Source organism: Chitinophaga sp. Cy-1792 (genome assembly GCF_011752935.1).
GTDB lineage: Bacteria > Bacteroidota > Bacteroidia > Chitinophagales > Chitinophagaceae > Chitinophaga.
In genome coordinates, this window is record NZ_VWWO01000001.1 from 104,108 (window position 1) to 121,428 (window position 17,321).

Below are 17,321 nucleotides of genomic sequence, written 5' to 3' on the forward strand. Positions count from 1 at the left end.
ATATAAAAAGTTGTTCGTGTTTGTCATTGCTGTATTAATGAATTTAACATTATTTTGCTAAACTGGCCTTCGCCGATATAATATTAAAATTTCTTTGATAACGTGGTTAATGCAGGATGTATTGCATATATCCTTTAATTAATCACTCATCTGCAACCAATATGGAATACAATTTCAGGGCAATTGAAAAAAAATGGCAGGAGCAGTGGGTCAATTCCCACGCCTACCGCGTAAGCAACGACAGCACGAAGCCCAAATGTTATGTGCTGGACATGTTCCCATACCCTTCCGGTGCAGGCCTACACGTTGGTCATCCACTCGGGTATATCTCTACGGATATCTATTCTCGCTATAAAAGACTAAAAGGATTTAACGTCCTACATGCAATGGGTTACGATGCTTTCGGCTTACCTGCTGAACAATATGCCATCGAAACCGGCCAGCATCCTGCTGTTACCACCGCAAAAAACATCGATACCTTCCGCGAACAGCTGGATAATATCGGGTTTTCCTACGACTGGTCCAGAGAAATCAACACCAGTGACCCAGCCTATTATAAATGGACACAGTGGATTTTCCTGCAACTCTTCGAAAGCTGGTATAACCGCACCACCCAGAAAGCGGAAGCTATCAGCGGACTGGCAGAGATTTTTGAGAAAGAAGGGAATGCGCAGCATGTATGTCCGGGCGACCGCAGCATCCAGTTCACCGCAGCACAGTGGAAAGGCTATTCAGAGACCGAACAGCGTGAAGTCCTCATGCAGTACCGCCTCGCCTTCCTGGCCTATGCAGAAGTTAACTGGTGTGCCGAACTGGGTACCGTTCTCGCCAACGACGAGGTTATCAACGGCGTAAGTGAGCGTGGTGGCTATCCTGTAGTGAAAAAGAAAATGCGTCAGTGGTTCCTGCGTATCACCGAATACGCCAACCGCCTCCTGGAAGGACTGGAAACAGTTGAATACAGCGACGCCATGAAGGAAATGCAACGCAACTGGATCGGTAAGAGCCAGGGCGCCGAAATTAAATTCAATCTTAAAAATTCTACCGAAAAAGTAGAAGTATATACCACCCGTCCGGATACCATCTTTGGTGTGGACTTTATGGTGATCGCTCCTGAACATGAGCTGGTAGCCAAAATCACTACACCGGAGCAACAGGATGCGATCAACAGCTACCTGGAATATGTGCAGAGTCGCTCGGAACGTGAGCGTATGGCGGATGTTAAACAGGTAACCGGCTGCTTCACAGGCGCCTATGCCATCAATCCTTTTGATGGTCGTGAAATACCTGTATGGATCGCAGAATACGTACTGGCGGGTTATGGTACCGGTGCCATCATGGCCGTACCATGTGGCGACCAGCGCGACTTCGGCTTCGCCAAACACTTCAACCTGCCCATCACCAATATCATTGGTGATGCCTTCAACGGTGAAGAAGCCAACCCGACCAAAGATGCCATCCTGCAGAACAGTGGCTTCCTCAACGGTACCGATATGCGCAAAGCTGCTGATATCGTGATCGATAAACTGGAAGAAATGGGTATCGGCCGCAGACAGGTAAATTTCAAAATGCGTGATGCCGGCTTCAGTCGCCAGCGCTACTGGGGTGAACCATTCCCGATCGTTTACAAAGATGGTATCCCGTATGCCATGGACGCGAAGGATTTGCCAGTACAACTGCCACATGTAGACCATTATAAGCCGGGACCTGAAGGTGAAGGGCCGCTGGCCAACATCACCGACTGGGTAAACATTGCGCCGGGCGTTAAACGCGAAACCAACACCATGCCTGGCTATGCAGGCAGCAGCTGGTATTTCCTGCGTTATATGGACCCGCACAATGATAAAACATTCGCTGACCGCTCCATCACCGACTACTGGAACCAGGTAGATCTTTATGTGGGTGGTACAGAACATGCCGTAGGTCACCTGCTGTACTCCCGTATGTGGACAAAAGTACTCTTCGACCTGGGCCTGATCGGTTTCCATGAGCCTTTCAAACGCCTGGTAAACCAGGGTATGATACAGGGTTCTTCCCGTTTCGTATACCGTGTACGCGGTACCAATGAATTTGTTTCGCTGGGTCTGAAAGACAGCTATGATACAGATCCTATCCACGTAGATGTTAACATCGTAGATGGTGTAGTACTGGATACAGAGAGATTTAAGGCCTGGAGAAGTGAATATGCGGATGCTACCTTTATTCTCGAAAACGACCAGTATATCTGCGGCCAGGAAGTAGAGAAGATGAGTAAGCGTTTGTTCAACACCGTAAACCCTAACGATCTCGTTGAGAAATATGGTGCTGATACCTTCCGTATGTACGAAATGTTCCTGGGGCCTGTAGAGCAGTCCAAACCATGGGATACCAAAGGTATTGAAGGTGTTCACCGCTTCCTGAAGAAATTCTGGCGCCTGTTTATTGACGAACAGAAAGGCCTGATCGTTACGAACGATAACGCTACACCGGAAGAGCTGAAAGTGCTGCATACCGCTATCAATAAGATCGACAGCGCTACCAGCAGTTTCTCATTCAATACGGCGGTAAGTGCCTTCATGATCTGTGTAAACGATCTCCAGACGCTGAAATGCAATAAACGCAGCATTCTTGAGTCATTGCTGATATTGCTGACGCCATACGCACCGCATGTGGCAGAAGAACTGTGGCATATGGTCGGTAATGCTGATAGTATCCTGGATGCACCATATCCGGTTTACAATGAAGCATATACGAAAGAAAGCAGCTTCAACTACCCTGTTGCCATGAACGGTAAAACCAAGGCAGAACTGAAGCTGAGTCTTGATCTCGACGATGCCGCAATTCAGGCAGCAGTGCTGGCTGACGAGAATGTTCAGAAATACCTGGATGGTAAGCCTGTTAAGCGTTTTGTTATTGTTAAAGGCAAGATGATCAACCTGGTAGTGTAATTATTGAGATTATATAGATTTTAAAACCGGTCTCTACTAAGTAGAGACCGGTTTTTTTATTCCGCCCTCCGGGCGGTGGTGTGCACTGCGTGAAAAGAAGTTAGCTTACTCACGGGCAAGCCTATCCGTTCCTGTTTAAGAGAAAAGACCTATATTTATTAAGCCCTTTACGGCATCCCTATTATGCTACAGGATGTTTTACTTCAATACCAGTCTGCCTTTCAACCGGTAATCCAGTTGCTGGACCCCGCGGAATCCTTGATGGCTATGGACTTCACCAGGAACAATACCAGTCTGACGATGTCGGTACTGGAAGACCTGGACCGATTTTGCAGGTATATTGATACCACTCTTACAGACAACGGTTACAGGCTGGGCATCGGTGGTTATGCAGAGCACCGCACGATCTATGCGGTGAGTCCGCATTTTGATGCCGGAGAAGAGCCCCGCAGACTGCACCTGGGCATAGATGTATGGGGCCTGGCCGGAACGCCCGTTTTTGCGCCTTTAAATGGTCACATACATAGTTTCCGGTTCAATGATCATTTCGGGGATTATGGCGCCACCATTATCCTGCAACATCAGCTGGATGGCTATACTTTTCACACACTATACGGGCATCTCAGCATTACTAACCTCCAGGGGCTATACGAGAATATGCCTGTTACCGCCGGTCAGCAGCTGGCTTTTTTTGGCGTTCCTGCCGAAAACGGAGGATGGCCGCCTCATTTGCACTTTCAGGTAATAGAAGATATGGGAAATTACCGGGGAGATTATCCCGGCGTTTGCCGTTTCAGTGAGAAAGAAAAATACCTGCGTAACTGCCCCGACCCCGACCTGCTGATGCAACTCAATAAACATATCCGTTAATCAAACTTAACAGTAATCATTTCCCGCCAACCTGTATTTTTACCAGCTAAATCGTTATAGCAATGAAGAAAGCAATAATCGGCTGTCTGCTGACATTATTTACGGGCAGCGTATTTGCGCAGCAGCCCTTACATGTCATGACGTTCAACATCCGCATGAACACACCTGACGACAGTCTGAATGCATGGCCTTACCGTAAAGACAAAGTAGCCGCTACCGTTAAGTTTTATGATGTCACCACCCTGGGCGTACAGGAAGCATTGTATGATCAGATGCAGGATCTTCGTCAGTTGCTGCCAGGATTTAAATCCATTGGTGTAGGTCGTGATGATGGAAAAAATGGTGGTGAGTTCTCTGCTATATTCTATGACACCACGCGTTTGCAGGCATTGGAGCAGCAAACATTCTGGCTGTCGGAAACGCCGGATGTAGCCGGTAAAAAGGGCTGGGATGCCGCCTGTAACCGTGTAGTAACCTGGGCAAAATTCAAGGATAAAAAGAGTGGAAAGCTGTTTTATCACTTCAATACACACTTCGACCATATGGGAAAAATTGCCAGAAGGGAAAGTGCGAAGTTGTTGTTGGCGCAGGTGAATAAAATTGCGGGTACTACGCCTGCTATTATCACCGGCGATTTCAACGCTACACCGGATGATGAACCTATTCGTATCATCACTGACGTTAGTGACCGCTTACATTTAACAGATAGTAAAGAAAGGAGCAAGACGCCACACTTTGGTCCTGTGGGCACTTTCAACGGATGGCATACCGGGGAGGTGGAAGCTGCACCGATTGATTATATTTTCCTGAAGAATAAGATCGCTGTACTGAAGCATGCAACCATTTCTGAAACCTGGGGTGGCAGATATGCATCTGACCATTTTTCTGTGTTGGCGGAATTACAGCTGCAATAAATAATTGATAAGCGCAAGTCCATAACCCATGCGGGTTATGGACTTATTGCTCCTTTTTATTAGTCATGCGTATGTTCAACTGACATACTGTTTTCAAGTGCGCCTTCCAGCTTGTCGTGAACGCTTGTGTTTACATCCACGTTAATAGTGATTTTAGATCCGTCGAAAGATCCTGTAAAGTCTCCCACCTGAAGCTTGCTGATAACCAGGTCCATAGAGATCTGTAATTTACCTTTCCAGGCAATGCTGCTATCAGAAACAACAACATCTTTTCCTGTTGCTTTCAGGTCAATGGAGCCAGACAGTTGGATATCCATAGGGATATCTTTGCCTTGCCATGTCAGGCGGCCTTTAAGAATAACTGCAGGTGTTTTTTTGTCGCCTTGTACTTTGGCAGTCACTTTCACCTGCTGGTAAGTACCTAAAGGAATTTTAATTGCTCCGAGTTTGCTTGGGATGGCCAGCAGATCGACATATCTGTCTGTGGTTAACTTAAACTCTACCTGATCTTTTCCACGTTTAGCATCGAAGCTGATTTCTTTCAGACGTGCGGTTGCAGTATCCCAGGTGATATCGAAACCACCGCTGGCTTTAGCCATGGAAGCATCTCCTGTGATAGTGGCCAGACGGCCGGTTGCATCCGCCGAAAGTGATGTTGTGGAACCGATAGACTCGAGTTCATAGTTCACTGCAGCAGCATTTTTTTCATCGATCGGTTGTTGCTCCGGCTGTGCCATGTCGGAGGTGTTGCATGATGCGAGCATGAGGGCTGAAATGCCCGCTGCAGCGCAGAATTGAAGGATTCTGGTTCTCATCTTGATATGGTTTTAATAAAAAACGTAATAGGGTCAACGGGGGTAAAAATAAAGAAGAATTTTTGAATAAAGTGCGCGCAGAGATTATTTTAAAAAGAAATATCCGATAACGTTAGGCGCTATCGGATACTCATATGAAATGTAGACTACTCCTGAGTTTGCTTGATTCGTGTAGGCGTGTCCGTACCATTAACGATTGTAGCGGAACTGGTCGCTATCGCCTGAATAATGGAAGTAATATTCGACATGTCTAAAGTACTGATTTCATCTTTTACAGTATGATAAAAAGTATCCTTATCAATTTGTGTGGTAGAGATCGTATGTGCCGGTACTCCCAAACGAGCCAGGGTAGCGTTATCTGAGCGATAGAATAAATTCTGATCAGGATATGGATCAGGATAGAAATGGAACGTAGAGCCATTGAGGTTACGTTGCAGAATGGTTCCAAAATCAGAACGTTCAAATCCTGTAATAAAGGCACTGTTCTTTCCAAACTTGGATTCCTTACCAATCATCTCAATATTAAACATCGCTACAACCTTGTTTGGATCAAGCTTCCGGGAGAAATACTGTGAACCGTAGCCACCCATTTCTTCTGCGGTGAATGCAACAAATATCAGCGAGCGCTGCGGCTTTGTACCTTTAAAATAGTTTGCCAGTTCAATGACTGCAGTGGTACCTGATGCATCATCATCTGCACCGTTTGCAATGCTGTCGCCAGCTACCGCAGGCAGTATACCCAGGTGATCGTAGTGAGAAGAGAACACCACGTATTCATCAGGCTTGCTGCTACCCTGTATCATGGCAGCCACGTTAGTGAAAGGAACAGATTCAATCTGACGTACTGCTTTTAATGTCCAGTTATCAGCTGCAGAAACCGGTTGACTACTAACAATAACGGTTACACTGTAAGGTGTTTCCATCGCTTCTATATTCTCAATCTGTTGGGGCGTATCGTAATATTTCTGCGAAATATATTGCAGTCTTTCCGCCATGTGCTCTTCCAGCATATCAGGCGTCATAAACACCACCACATTATGCTGCAGTTTGCTATTTGCGTATAGCCATTTACGTAAGTCTTTCGGTTGCTGGATATATACTTCAGTATAGGTCGCAGTATCTTTCTTCCAATCTATATTTCTTGCTTTGCCTAATACATAAACACTTGCGTCCAGCGGTTTACCGTTTACTTCAACAGCAGCTGATTGCTGTATCAGTCTTGATTTGGTAAACTCCTGTTTGTAGGACATTGTACCGGGAAGCGGCTGAAGATTGAGTTTTTTAAACTCATCATTGATAAACTGGGCTGCCTTCAAAGCACCGGGGGTACCGGGTTTACGGCCCATCATATCATCGCTGGCCAGTGTGGAAACAATACGTGTTACATCTTTTTCTTTAATGACCTTCTGTGCGTAGGTATTACCTACCGTCAGGGCAGAGGCGATAAACAGCAGCAATTTTTTTTTCATAATCAGATGTTAGTCCCGGACAGATTTGGTTTGCAGATCCGGGGAAGTTTTGTTGGCTTGTCCGGTTCCTGCTGCCATATATTTTTTCAGGATGGAAGCATAATCTTCCCCATATTGCAGTGGCAGCATTTTCCCATCCGGTGAAATTAGCACTTTAAACGGATATCCGGTAACCCCGAATCCGATAGCGGTTCCATCTCCCGAAAATGCCGATGACAGCCCATAACCTTTAGATTGCAGGTACTTTTCACTGGTGACAGCTGATTCATGACAGGCAATGGCTAAAACAGCTGCGCCGTTATTGTCCTGTTCCAACTGCAGCGCCAGCGCATTCAGATGTGGTAAATCTGCACAACATGGCTGGCACCAGCTACCCCAGAAATCGAGTAGCAACCATTTCCCTTTATAGTCAGATAATTTATAATATTTATTCCCAGTACCTTGCAAATCGAAATCAGGCGCGGTTTTCCACCTGGCTACCAGCTCTTTGGTAATGAATTCACTGAATAATTGCCCGGGATAGTTCTTTTCGTAGAACTGCTGTAACACCTCCAGCTTATTATTGTCCATACCCAGTTGCTTTACCAGCATACCCAGGGCAACATCTTTCCTGCCGGTTTTTTCAGCCAATGATATTACTTCTTCCATGTACTCGCCTTTTCCTTCCGTCATGAATATATCGTAAAAACTACGCTGCACCTCTGTTTTCGAGGAAGGTCCGTCTGTAATGGTTTTCAACAAATACTCAAATGCTTTTGATGAATCTGTTGCATAGGTATCCTGGTATTTTCTGTACCAGCAATCGGCCAGCATTGCCTTATTAATACTGACCTGTTTCTGGTATTCATTTTTCGTACCAGTAGCTGCTATACTATCATTGAAGGCTTTCACCAACTGTATGGTATGATCTCTATAGGCTACAGCAGCAGATTTCAGCCCATTTTTCTGCATATGATTTTCTACCATGATCCTGTATCTTGGTAAACTACCATAGATGATATCATCTGTAGTACAGTTATCCAGCTCCTGCGCATATTTGCTGATCATTGCTGTATCAGTGGAAGCAAGCGCTTTACGCATCAGCAACATAGGTCCTACCAGGTTTTTAATATGTGGAATAGCTGATACCAGCAATTTATTGGTCACCAGCGTATCAGCAGCGTATGCCTTTTTATATATATCCTCTTTGGGATGAAGACCATAGAATATAGATTGCGGAAAGACATCTTTAAAAAAAGAATTTCTGAAATAATTATTCATCAGGCCGATGATTTTTACAACTGAATCTGTGGGTATCAATAAACGATCATCCATTCCGCTGATCTTGTTAAACAGGTCTGAGCTTTGTCCTTCAAGCAGGTAAATGGGCATAGCAGTCAGTTCATGGTGATATTCCTTCCAACTGATATGCTGCAACATGCGAAGTCGTAATATCCTATAGGAGTCACGCTTACCATAGATTGGATTATTGGCATTCAGGAAAGCCCGTGTGCCTATGCTATCTTCTCTGGCCACCTTCTCCTGTTCCATCATATCCCAGAGCATAAATGCATATGCCTGATCAAAATGACCGGAGACGCTTGTCAGTGGTAATTCTTCCAGCTTTACTTCCGGACCTGGTTTGGGGTGCAGGATGAACTTTACCGTTCCTAAAAAGCCGCTATCATTTTGCAGCAGGTAATCGCGCGTATTATCATTGAGTTTCTTCGCACGTGTTAAAGCGATACGCAGGCTATCCGCATTTTGTCCCAAATAGGCCACTGTGCTATCTTTACTTACAACGGTGCATTTCTTACCAATCAGCGGTGCATAATAGTAGAAGCTATAGCCATAAAAAGCACTTGCATCCAGGCTGTCTGTATCAAATATTTCCGGTACATAGCTTTCATCGGCATAGGCAGACTTTATTTTGAATCTTAACAAGGTAAAGTCTACTACAGTACGTTGTTTCGTCTGCTCTATGTATTCAGCTTTAAAATAAAGGGTACGCTGGTCGATTCTACTATCAGTAGAATAATCGCTGGTGACCTTGTAGATGAGCGTTCGTGGGGCTTTTTGGGCAAATGCGACTGTTGACAAAAAGAGCATGCAACAGCACTGGATGAGATACTTCATTGTTACACTGTTTAATTATAATAAATATAATTTTTTGCCTATTACATTGTAGCAGCTGCCAGTGAATATTTGCGTACTTTTGGGAACAATAAATATGGCTGATCAACCTTTAAGACCAGATGAAACGAAGCTCAGTTCCGCTGAGACTGAGTTTGAGAACAGTATACGTCCCCGGGAAATCATTGATTTTTCGGGTCAGGACCAGATTATCGAAAATTTGAAAATTTTCATTAAAGCTGCCAAGATGCGTGGGGAAGCGTTGGACCATGTGCTTTTTCATGGACCTCCGGGGCTGGGTAAAACGACCCTGTCCAGGATCGTGGCCAATGAGCTGGGTGTGAATATCAAGGAAACTTCGGGTCCGGTGATAGAAAAGCCGGGCGACCTGGCAGGTTTGCTGACTAATCTGGAAGAGAAAGACGTATTGTTTATTGATGAGATACATCGGTTAAGTACCGTAGTGGAGGAATATTTGTATTCAGCCATGGAAGACTTCCGTATTGATATCATGATAGAATCAGGCCCGAGTGCCCGTTCTATACAGTTAAACCTGCTACCATTTACGCTGGTAGGCGCTACTACGCGCAGTGGCTTACTGACGGCGCCTTTATTGTCGCGCTTTGGCATCAAGAGCCGCCTGGAGTATTATAATGCGGTTACCTTACAGAAGATTATCTGGCGTGCTGCCGGGTTATTGGGTAGTAAGATTACCTCTGATGCCGCCGGCGAGATTGCCCGCCGTTCGAGGGGAACACCACGTATTGCCAACGGATTGCTACGCAGAGTGCGTGATTTCGCGCAGGTAATGGGTAATGGCACCATCGACCTGGAAATAGCACAATTCAGTCTGAAAGCCCTGAATGTGGACGAATACGGCCTCGATGAGATGGATAACCGCATTTTGCAGGTAATCATCGAAAACTTCAAGGGCGGCCCTGTGGGCATTACTACCATTGCTACTGCGGTGGGAGAAGAACCCGGTACCCTGGAAGAGGTTTACGAGCCGTTCCTGATCCAGGAAGGCTTTATCAAGCGTACACCGCGCGGCAGGGAAGTGACTGAGAAGGCTTATACCCATTTAGGGAAGACGCCGTTTAAAGGAGGAAGTAATCTGCTTTTCTAACAATATTATTTATAACGAAAAAGGCGTCTCTACCAAGGTAGAGACGCCTTTTTCGTTATATGGCCGCTGCCGGTAGCAGCGACTTCGTTGATAGTTATTCTTTTACTACCAGACGGAACCCGTTACCGTGGATGTTCACGATTTCGATGTTGCTGTCATCTTTGAGGTAGCGGCGCAGTTTGGCAATGTATACGTCCATACTGCGGCCATTGAAGTAGGTGTCGCTGCCCCAGATCTTTTTGAGTGCCAGCTCACGGGGGAGCAGGTCATTCTTGTGCTCGCAAAGCATATGCAGGAGCTCGTTCTCTTTTGGAGACAGGGTATGTGTTTCGCCGTTACGGGTAAGCGTACGCAGGCGGGAGTTGAACTCGTAGGAAGCGATGATGAACTCGTGTTGTTCTTCCTCTTTGTTGTGCAGTTCCTGGTTACGTTTCAGGATAGCTTTGATTTTGAGGAGGAGGAGTTCAGAATCGAAAGGTTTGGAGATATAATCATCCGCACCCAGTTTATAGCCCTGGATGATGTCTTCCTTCATGGTTTTGGCAGACAGGAAGAACAGGGGAATATCCGGATCTACGTCACGGATTTCTTCTGCCAGTTTGAACCCGTCCATGTTAGGCATCATGATGTCCAGCAGGCAGATGTCGAATTTTTCACGACGGAAGGCCGCCAGCGCAAGGATACCGTCTCTGCAGAGCTCTACGTCATAATCATTTAACTCCAGGTAATTTTTCAGTACCATACCGAGGTTGGTATCATCCTCTGCCAGTAATATTTTCGGTTTACGTTCTTCCATAATCATAAAGGGTTGATTATAACAAATATAAATTTTTTCTGCGGCATGGAAGGTCGTAAAAATCCCGGGCATGCCGGCCCAAAAAATTGTTAAAACTGCTGTAGTATTAGCTAATAACGCAAACCTATACACGAAGGTTGTGTCATTATCGTTCTTTAATGAGAGAGGTGAAAGGGTATCTCAGGTTGCCGTAGTTGACCATGTCTACTACTACGCTACCTACAGAAATAGGGCTTTCTATACGCAGGGGCACCTTATTGGCGTCGTCGCTGACCCATACGGTCATCTTTTCGCCACCTTCAAACACGGTGCCTTTAATCAGCAGGGGCTTGAATTTGATGGCCCTGAAGGTTCCGAATTTGGTTTTTATATCTTCCTTACCCTGATAACGGATATAGACATTATAGACCTGATCATCGAGGAACATGTTGAAGGGGATTTTGTCTCCTTCGTTGTATTTGGAGAAATCGATGTTCCGCATGTAATAGATAGAGCTGATAATATCCTGGATACAAGGCGGAACGGTGAAAGTGCCATTGGTACTGATTGCCTGGTGTCCGGCCTGATTGAAAACAACGTTATTCAGGATTTTGTAGCCACCTTCACTAACGTTGCGGACAAACTTCAGGGGTTGCATGGTGGCTGTATCCAGGTAGGTTTCGTAGCGGTCACGTACTTTGAAGAACCAGTCGTAGGCTTTATAGGTTTTACCTTCTCCTACGATATGGTATACATCTCTGTTGGCATACCTTTCGAGGCCAACATTAAAAGTGGCTTCTCCGGCGCCTATGAACATTTTACCCAGATTATAGTACACTTTGAGGGTGATAGTTTCACCCACCTTAAAGCTGGTGTTTCGGATAGAGCAGAAGTCGGTCTGCGCTTTAGCGGGGCATATACAGGTCAGGCCTAATAAGATAAGTAACAGATACCTCATTGCAAGAATCTATTTTTCCTTTATAAATTTTACCCCGAGCAGGAGCACGGTACCTGCCAATGCTGGCAGAACCAGGTTAACTAACCAGATTCCACCGGTAGCGGCCAGTATGGCTACATCGTTGGAACTAAGCAAACCGAGGAAAAAGATACTTACTTTTCCGCGAACTCCAAGTTCTGCTATGGCAATGGTGGGTACAACGGCCATTACCAGGTAAATTACGCTGTTGAGCAGAAACCCCTGCCACCATAAAAATTCCATCCCCAATGCGTCGAGCAAAATCAAATACTGTGCCGAGAAGACCATGTACCGGAGTGCGGAAAGCAGCAACAGATAACGGAGTTCGGCCGATTTGTAATTGCCGATTATCTGCACATATTTCTTCAATTTATGCAGGAATTTCAGGCGCTCAAATACAGTCAGAATAATTTGCAGCCTAAAATATAACAATATCGTCAGTGAGCAAATAACTACGATCGCAGCGAGGACCAGATTTCCGAGAAAATCGGGGGCTAACCATCGGGAACCTCCTGTGGGGGCGAGACTATGGATATAATAGAAGAGTCCAGTTAACCCAAAAATAACAGTCACAATCAGCTGGCTAAAGCTTCCTACAATAGTGGCTGCAATGGCTTTCAGTTTGTTTTCGTCCTGGAGATAGAGTACCCGCCCGCCATACTCGCCTATACGATTTGGGGTATTGATAGATACAGAAACGCCGGAGAGGATGGCACTAAACGCCCGGATAAACGAAACGCGTTCCAGTGGTTTCACCAGGATCTGCCATTTGCGTGCTTCAAATCCCCAGTTAAACAACATCAGGATGAGTACAAGCACAATACCTGCCCAGCCTTTTTTGTCCAGGGACGCCCGCATCTGTTCTATAGATTCACGGAGGTTTTCACGGTGTATTACCTGCGTATACAGCGACCATGCCAGCCAGATGAAAAGCACACCGCCTACTACGTAATTGAGAATTATTTTGGTACTTTTGTTCAGATATCAAAGTTTTCGCAAAAATAACCTGTGGTTGGCAAACAAGGCAAAAATAATTCTGGGAATAGATCCCGGTACGTTGGTAATGGGATATGGTCTTATATTAACAGAAGGTAAAAAGGCCAGTCTCATTGAAATGGACATAGTAAAACTATCCAAACATAAAGACCATTACGAACGATTGGAAATGATACATAGCAGTGTTCACGCTATTATCCAGCAACACAAACCACACTGTTTTGCCATTGAAGCACCTTTCTTTGGAAAGAACGTACAAAGTATGCTGAAGCTTGGCAGGGCACAGGGAGTGGCGATTGCTGCCGCGATGCAGGCCGGTTTGCCGGTAAGTGAATATTCCCCGAAGAAAGTTAAACAATCTGTTACCGGCAACGGTAATGCCGATAAAGAACAGGTATGGCTGATGTTGCAACGCATACTGAAAATCAACAGCCGTCCTGATTACTTTGATGCGACCGATGCGCTGGCAGTAGCCGTTTGTCATTACTACCAGGAAAACAATCCCCTCGCAGGTCTCACAAAATCAAAGGGATGGGACGAGTTCCTCAAACAAAACCCCGACAGAATAGTGCGGTAAGAAAAGCATTATTTCATAAATTGGGAAATTGTAGTTACTTTGTTGAAATTCGAAATCATCCTAAATTAGAAGCTAACAGGCCATTTCTCTGCAAAATAGCTTCACTATGAAAAATGACCATCACCTGTTATGCCGCATTTGCATAACTATATTTTTATTTTAATCAGCATCAAGCAGATATGAAAGCAAGAATCTTATTGGTGGAAGATGATCAGTATATTGGTGCAGCAACGAAGAAAAGATTAGAAGAAGCAGGCTACGATGTAGTGCATAGTATAGACGGACAAGCCGCCTGGGAACAGTTCCAGTTACGCACTTTCGATATTTGCCTTCTGGATGTCGTAATGCCTAAAAAAGACGGCCTCGCCCTTGCTGAACAGATTCGCAGAGTGAATGATCACGTACCTATTTTATTTCTCACGTCCAAAAACGAAAAAGAAGACCGTATCAAAGGGTTACGTACCGGCGCAGATGATTATATCAGCAAACCTTTCAGTATGCAGGAACTTATCCTCCGTATCGAAGTGTTCCTGAAAAGAACCCGTGGCACCAATCCTGATAAGGTTAATATCTTCCATATTGGCCGCCTGACATTTGATTATGAAGATTTACGTCTCTATAATGAATCAGGGGAAATTTCTATCTCATTAACACAAAAAGAAGCGGAACTACTACTCTATCTCTGCAATAATCCCAACAAAACATTGAAAAGAGAAGATATCCTTGCCAATGTATGGGGTAAGGACGATTATTTCCTGGGCCGTAGCATGGATGTATTCATTACCAAACTCAGGAAACATTTCAAATCAGATCCACATATTAAGCTCGAAACACTGCATGGCGTAGGTTTCCGCTTCAATGTGCCAATGAAATAATTATAAGCGCGCTATAATCGCCTGACGTATTTCTTCAAATTCTTCAACAGACAACTTCAATTTGCTGCGGGAAAAATTCATATCATCTGCCGAGTTAATCGGGATCAGGTGCATATGCGCATGAGGGACTTCCAGTCCTACCACACTCACACCGATACGATTACATGGAATCACGGCCTCAATGGCGTGTGCGATAGGCTTTGCAAACACTAACCATTCCTGCAGCAAATCATCTGATACATCAAAGAATTTATCTGTCTCCACCTTAGGAATAACCAACGTATGCCCTTTCACCAACGGGAAGATATCCAGGAATGCATAGAAACGGTCATTCTCGGCAATTTTATAGCTGGGGATTTCACCACGAATGATTTTGGAGAAGATGGTCATAGTCTAACTGATTTTTCTTAAACAAATAAAAAAGGGCTTTGCTGTCGCAAAGCCCTGTAAATATCGTTAAAAAGCAGGTGCATTATGCACTGATGCTTTCGATTTTAAAGTTAATTTTCCCGGTAGGAGCTGTTACTTCCGCTACATCTCCAACAGTTTTACCCAGTAAACCTTTACCGATTGGTGATGTCACGGAAATTTTGCCGGCTTTCAGGTCCGCTTCGGTCTCTGAAACCAGCTGATAAGTCACTGTTTTTTTATTCGCGATATTGGTGATTGTCACCTTACATAAAATTGAGACCTTTGAAGTGTCAATGGAATCAGCCTCCACAATGCGTGATGTTGCAATCGCACTTTCCAGCGTAGCAATCTTTGCTTCATGCAAACCTTGTGCTTCTTTGGCGGCATCATATTCGGCATTCTCCTTCAAGTCACCCTTTTCCCTTGCTTCTGCAATGGCCCTGGCGATTTCTGCACGTCCCTTTGTTTTCAGGACGTTCAGATCATTCATCATCTGATCAAGGGTTTCTTTCGTAACATAGTTTATGCCAGACATAACCTGCTGTTTTTTATGGTTATAAGAAAAAAAAATCAACGCCCCCACTTGCATGGAAGCGTTGTTTTCTGGTACTATAGCAAATATAATGAATTTTCTGGGAGAAAAAAATTTACTTTCCGATATTTAAATATGCTGAAAATCAACAATTTAAATAGCGGATATACTACTCCCGGGAAGGGTCTATATGATATTCAGCTTCTCCAAAACAACACGTGGCATCCTGATGCTTGCCTCATGGCTGTAACCGGCAATATGCGGTGTCAGCACTACGTTCTGCGCATCCAGAAAATACTGTAACTGCTCTTTATCTTCTGCTGAATAGGTATTCAATTTTTCGTTTTCCAGTACATCCAGGCAGGCACCACGTACCTGTCCGTTTTCCAGTGCTGCAATCAGATCACGGTTATTTACGAGCTTACCCCTGGCAGTATTCATAAACCAGATCGGATGTGCGAAGGATTCAAAAAAGGAAGCATTCGCCAGGTGCATCGTTTCCGGTGTCAGCGGCAAATGTAAACTCACAATATCTGCATGCTGGTACACTTCTTCCATACTCACTTCACGGATAGCAGCTGTACCAAATCCTTTTTTATATTTATCGTGTGCAATGATGTTCACATCAAAGCCTTTCAGCTTATTGGCAAATGTACTACCTGTATGGCCAAATCCAATGATTGCGACGGTTTTTCCACCAAGTTCCCATGCCCTGTTACCATCACGCTCCCAGATGCCCCTACGGAGCTCCAGGTTGCTTTTCAGTACATTATGCATGAGTGTCAGCAACATACCTACAGCCTGCTCTCCTACCGGGTCGCGGTTGCCTTCCGGACTGCTTACGCAGTGGATACCCTTGCTTTCTGCATATGGTACGTCTATCAGCTCCATTCCTGAGCCCAGCCGGCCAATCCATTCCAGCTGACGCGCATGGTCTATAATATGCTTATCCACCCTGATACGGGTGGTTACGATCAGGCCCACACAATCACCAATAGCAGCATATACTTCTTCATAGCTGATATTCGGCTCATATATCACTTCAAATCCTTTAGACTGCAGCTGGTCTGTCAGGTACGGATGTACTTTAGCGGTTATTAATACTTTCCTGCTCATATCATCTTATGTGTCAATGCTGCAAAATCCTCCACAGTGAGCTCTTCTGCTCTCTTGCTGAAAATAGGGTCCTGCAGTGTTTCTTTTGTAAATAGTGGTTTTAGCGGGTTTCTGAGCTGCTTGCGGCGCTGCCCGAAAGCTGTTTTCACCAATACCCGGAACTTCCTCTCTGATACCACATTGGCTGGTTGTTCCAGCCTGGTCAGCCTGATAACCCCGGATTTTACTTTAGGGGGAGGATTAAAGCAGTTTTCGTGGACATCAAACAGGTACTCGATCTTGTAGTATGCCTGCAACAGCACACTCAGGATACCATAATCCTTGTTGCCATGGCCGGCGGCGAGGCGCACAGCCACTTCCTTCTGGAACATACCCACCACTACATCTACCTGTTCGCGCCAATCCAGCACTTTAAACATGATCTGTGTGGAGATATTGTAAGGAAAGTTCCCGATTAACCTGAATTGCCCTTCAAAAGGCAGCTCAGCATCCAGAATACTGACGTTGATCAGCTTACCCCTGATAGCAGGATAGGTCTTCTCCAGGTATTGTACCTTTTCGGTATCCAGCTCTATCGCCTTGAATTGAATGCCCGGAATTTCCAACAGGTATTTTGTAATGGCACCCCCACCAGGGCCCACTTCCAGCACTTGCTGGCCTTCTGTTACAGGTAGCGACTCAACTATTTTCCGGCAGATATTTTCATCTGTCAGGAAATGCTGACCCAATGATTTCTTTAGTGTATACATGACTGGCCGCAAAGATAGCTAAAAGCTAAATAACCATGGTCAAAACAGGTTTGCTGAAACCTGTCAGCTTTCTCTTATCTT

General features: G+C 45.0%; 16 protein-coding genes. 6 read left to right on the forward strand and 10 right to left on the reverse strand.

Annotated features, from left to right (window positions below; all coding sequences use genetic code 11):
* The first annotated feature begins 161 nt into the window (after positions 1 to 161).
* The 3 genes from leuS (at position 162) to F3J22_RS00480 (ending at position 4,711) form a co-directional block, all read left to right on the forward strand.
* On the forward strand, positions 162 to 2,927 hold the full coding sequence (leuS, locus tag F3J22_RS00470) for a leucine--tRNA ligase (protein WP_167013211.1): 2,766 nt from the start codon (positions 162 to 164) through the stop codon (positions 2,925 to 2,927).
* Positions 2,928 to 3,110: 183 nt separating this feature from the next.
* Positions 3,111 to 3,797, forward strand: a complete 687-nt coding sequence (locus F3J22_RS00475) for a peptidoglycan DD-metalloendopeptidase family protein (RefSeq protein WP_167013212.1) — start codon at positions 3,111 to 3,113, stop codon at positions 3,795 to 3,797.
* A gap of 62 nt (positions 3,798 to 3,859) precedes the next feature.
* On the forward strand, positions 3,860 to 4,711 hold the full coding sequence (locus tag F3J22_RS00480; protein WP_167013214.1) for an endonuclease/exonuclease/phosphatase family protein: 852 nt from the start codon (positions 3,860 to 3,862) through the stop codon (positions 4,709 to 4,711).
* A gap of 59 nt (positions 4,712 to 4,770) precedes the next feature.
* On the opposite strand, the gene F3J22_RS00485 is transcribed toward F3J22_RS00480, so the two are convergent.
* The 3 genes from F3J22_RS00485 to F3J22_RS00495 form a co-directional block, all read right to left on the reverse strand.
* Positions 4,771 to 5,526: a hypothetical protein gene (locus tag F3J22_RS00485; RefSeq protein WP_167013216.1), complete on the reverse strand. Its 756-nt coding sequence runs from the start codon at positions 5,524 to 5,526 to the stop codon at positions 4,771 to 4,773.
* A gap of 146 nt (positions 5,527 to 5,672) precedes the next feature.
* A complete protein-coding gene (locus tag F3J22_RS00490) occupies positions 5,673 to 6,995 on the reverse strand; it encodes a M28 family metallopeptidase (protein ID WP_167013218.1) in 1,323 nt (440 codons plus the stop codon).
* Positions 6,996 to 7,004: 9 nt separating this feature from the next.
* Complete coding sequence (locus F3J22_RS00495; protein ID WP_167013220.1) at positions 7,005 to 9,110, reverse strand: TlpA disulfide reductase family protein; 2,106 nt, start codon at positions 9,108 to 9,110, stop codon at positions 7,005 to 7,007.
* 94 nt (positions 9,111 to 9,204) lie between these two features.
* Here F3J22_RS00495 and ruvB point away from each other — a divergent pair, with 94 nt between their 5' ends.
* Entirely contained in the window at positions 9,205 to 10,233 is a 1,029-nt protein-coding gene (gene ruvB, locus F3J22_RS00500) for a Holliday junction branch migration DNA helicase RuvB (RefSeq protein ID WP_167013222.1), read from the forward strand.
* A gap of 94 nt (positions 10,234 to 10,327) precedes the next feature.
* On the opposite strand, the gene F3J22_RS00505 is transcribed toward ruvB, so the two are convergent.
* The 3 genes from F3J22_RS00505 to F3J22_RS00515 form a co-directional block, all read right to left on the reverse strand.
* Positions 10,328 to 11,029: a response regulator transcription factor gene (locus F3J22_RS00505; RefSeq protein WP_167013224.1), complete on the reverse strand. Its 702-nt coding sequence runs from the start codon at positions 11,027 to 11,029 to the stop codon at positions 10,328 to 10,330.
* A 145-nt stretch (positions 11,030 to 11,174) separates the two neighbouring features.
* On the reverse strand, positions 11,175 to 11,966 hold the full coding sequence (locus F3J22_RS00510; protein WP_167013226.1) for a DUF3108 domain-containing protein: 792 nt from the start codon (positions 11,964 to 11,966) through the stop codon (positions 11,175 to 11,177).
* 9 nt (positions 11,967 to 11,975) lie between these two features.
* Entirely contained in the window at positions 11,976 to 12,920 is a 945-nt protein-coding gene (locus F3J22_RS00515) for a lysylphosphatidylglycerol synthase domain-containing protein (RefSeq protein ID WP_167013228.1), read from the reverse strand.
* Positions 12,921 to 12,996: 76 nt separating this feature from the next.
* Here F3J22_RS00515 and ruvC point away from each other — a divergent pair, with 76 nt between their 5' ends.
* Both ruvC and F3J22_RS00525 read left to right on the forward strand, forming a co-directional pair.
* Positions 12,997 to 13,557: a crossover junction endodeoxyribonuclease RuvC gene (gene ruvC / locus F3J22_RS00520; protein WP_167013230.1), complete on the forward strand. Its 561-nt coding sequence runs from the start codon at positions 12,997 to 12,999 to the stop codon at positions 13,555 to 13,557.
* A 179-nt stretch (positions 13,558 to 13,736) separates the two neighbouring features.
* Positions 13,737 to 14,432, forward strand: a complete 696-nt coding sequence (locus tag F3J22_RS00525; protein WP_167013232.1) for a response regulator transcription factor — start codon at positions 13,737 to 13,739, stop codon at positions 14,430 to 14,432.
* Here the strand turns inward: F3J22_RS00525 and F3J22_RS00530 are convergent, their stop codons facing one another.
* From F3J22_RS00530 to rsmA, 4 genes are all read right to left on the reverse strand, one after another.
* On the reverse strand, positions 14,433 to 14,822 hold the full coding sequence (locus F3J22_RS00530; RefSeq protein ID WP_167013234.1) for an HIT family protein: 390 nt from the start codon (positions 14,820 to 14,822) through the stop codon (positions 14,433 to 14,435). It abuts the gene before it with no gap.
* Between the two features lie 82 nt (positions 14,823 to 14,904).
* Positions 14,905 to 15,378 carry a transcription elongation factor GreA gene (gene greA / locus F3J22_RS00535; protein ID WP_167013236.1) on the reverse strand — a complete coding sequence of 158 codons (474 nt, stop codon included), beginning with the start codon at positions 15,376 to 15,378 and terminating at the stop codon, positions 14,905 to 14,907.
* Between the two features lie 183 nt (positions 15,379 to 15,561).
* Positions 15,562 to 16,491, reverse strand: a complete 930-nt coding sequence (locus F3J22_RS00540) for an NAD(P)-dependent oxidoreductase (RefSeq protein WP_167013239.1) — start codon at positions 16,489 to 16,491, stop codon at positions 15,562 to 15,564.
* On the reverse strand, positions 16,488 to 17,240 hold the full coding sequence (gene rsmA, locus F3J22_RS00545) for a 16S rRNA (adenine(1518)-N(6)/adenine(1519)-N(6))-dimethyltransferase RsmA (RefSeq protein WP_167013240.1): 753 nt from the start codon (positions 17,238 to 17,240) through the stop codon (positions 16,488 to 16,490). The genes F3J22_RS00540 and rsmA overlap by 4 nt, the downstream gene beginning before the upstream one ends.
* Between the last annotated feature and the right edge of the window lie 81 nt (positions 17,241 to 17,321).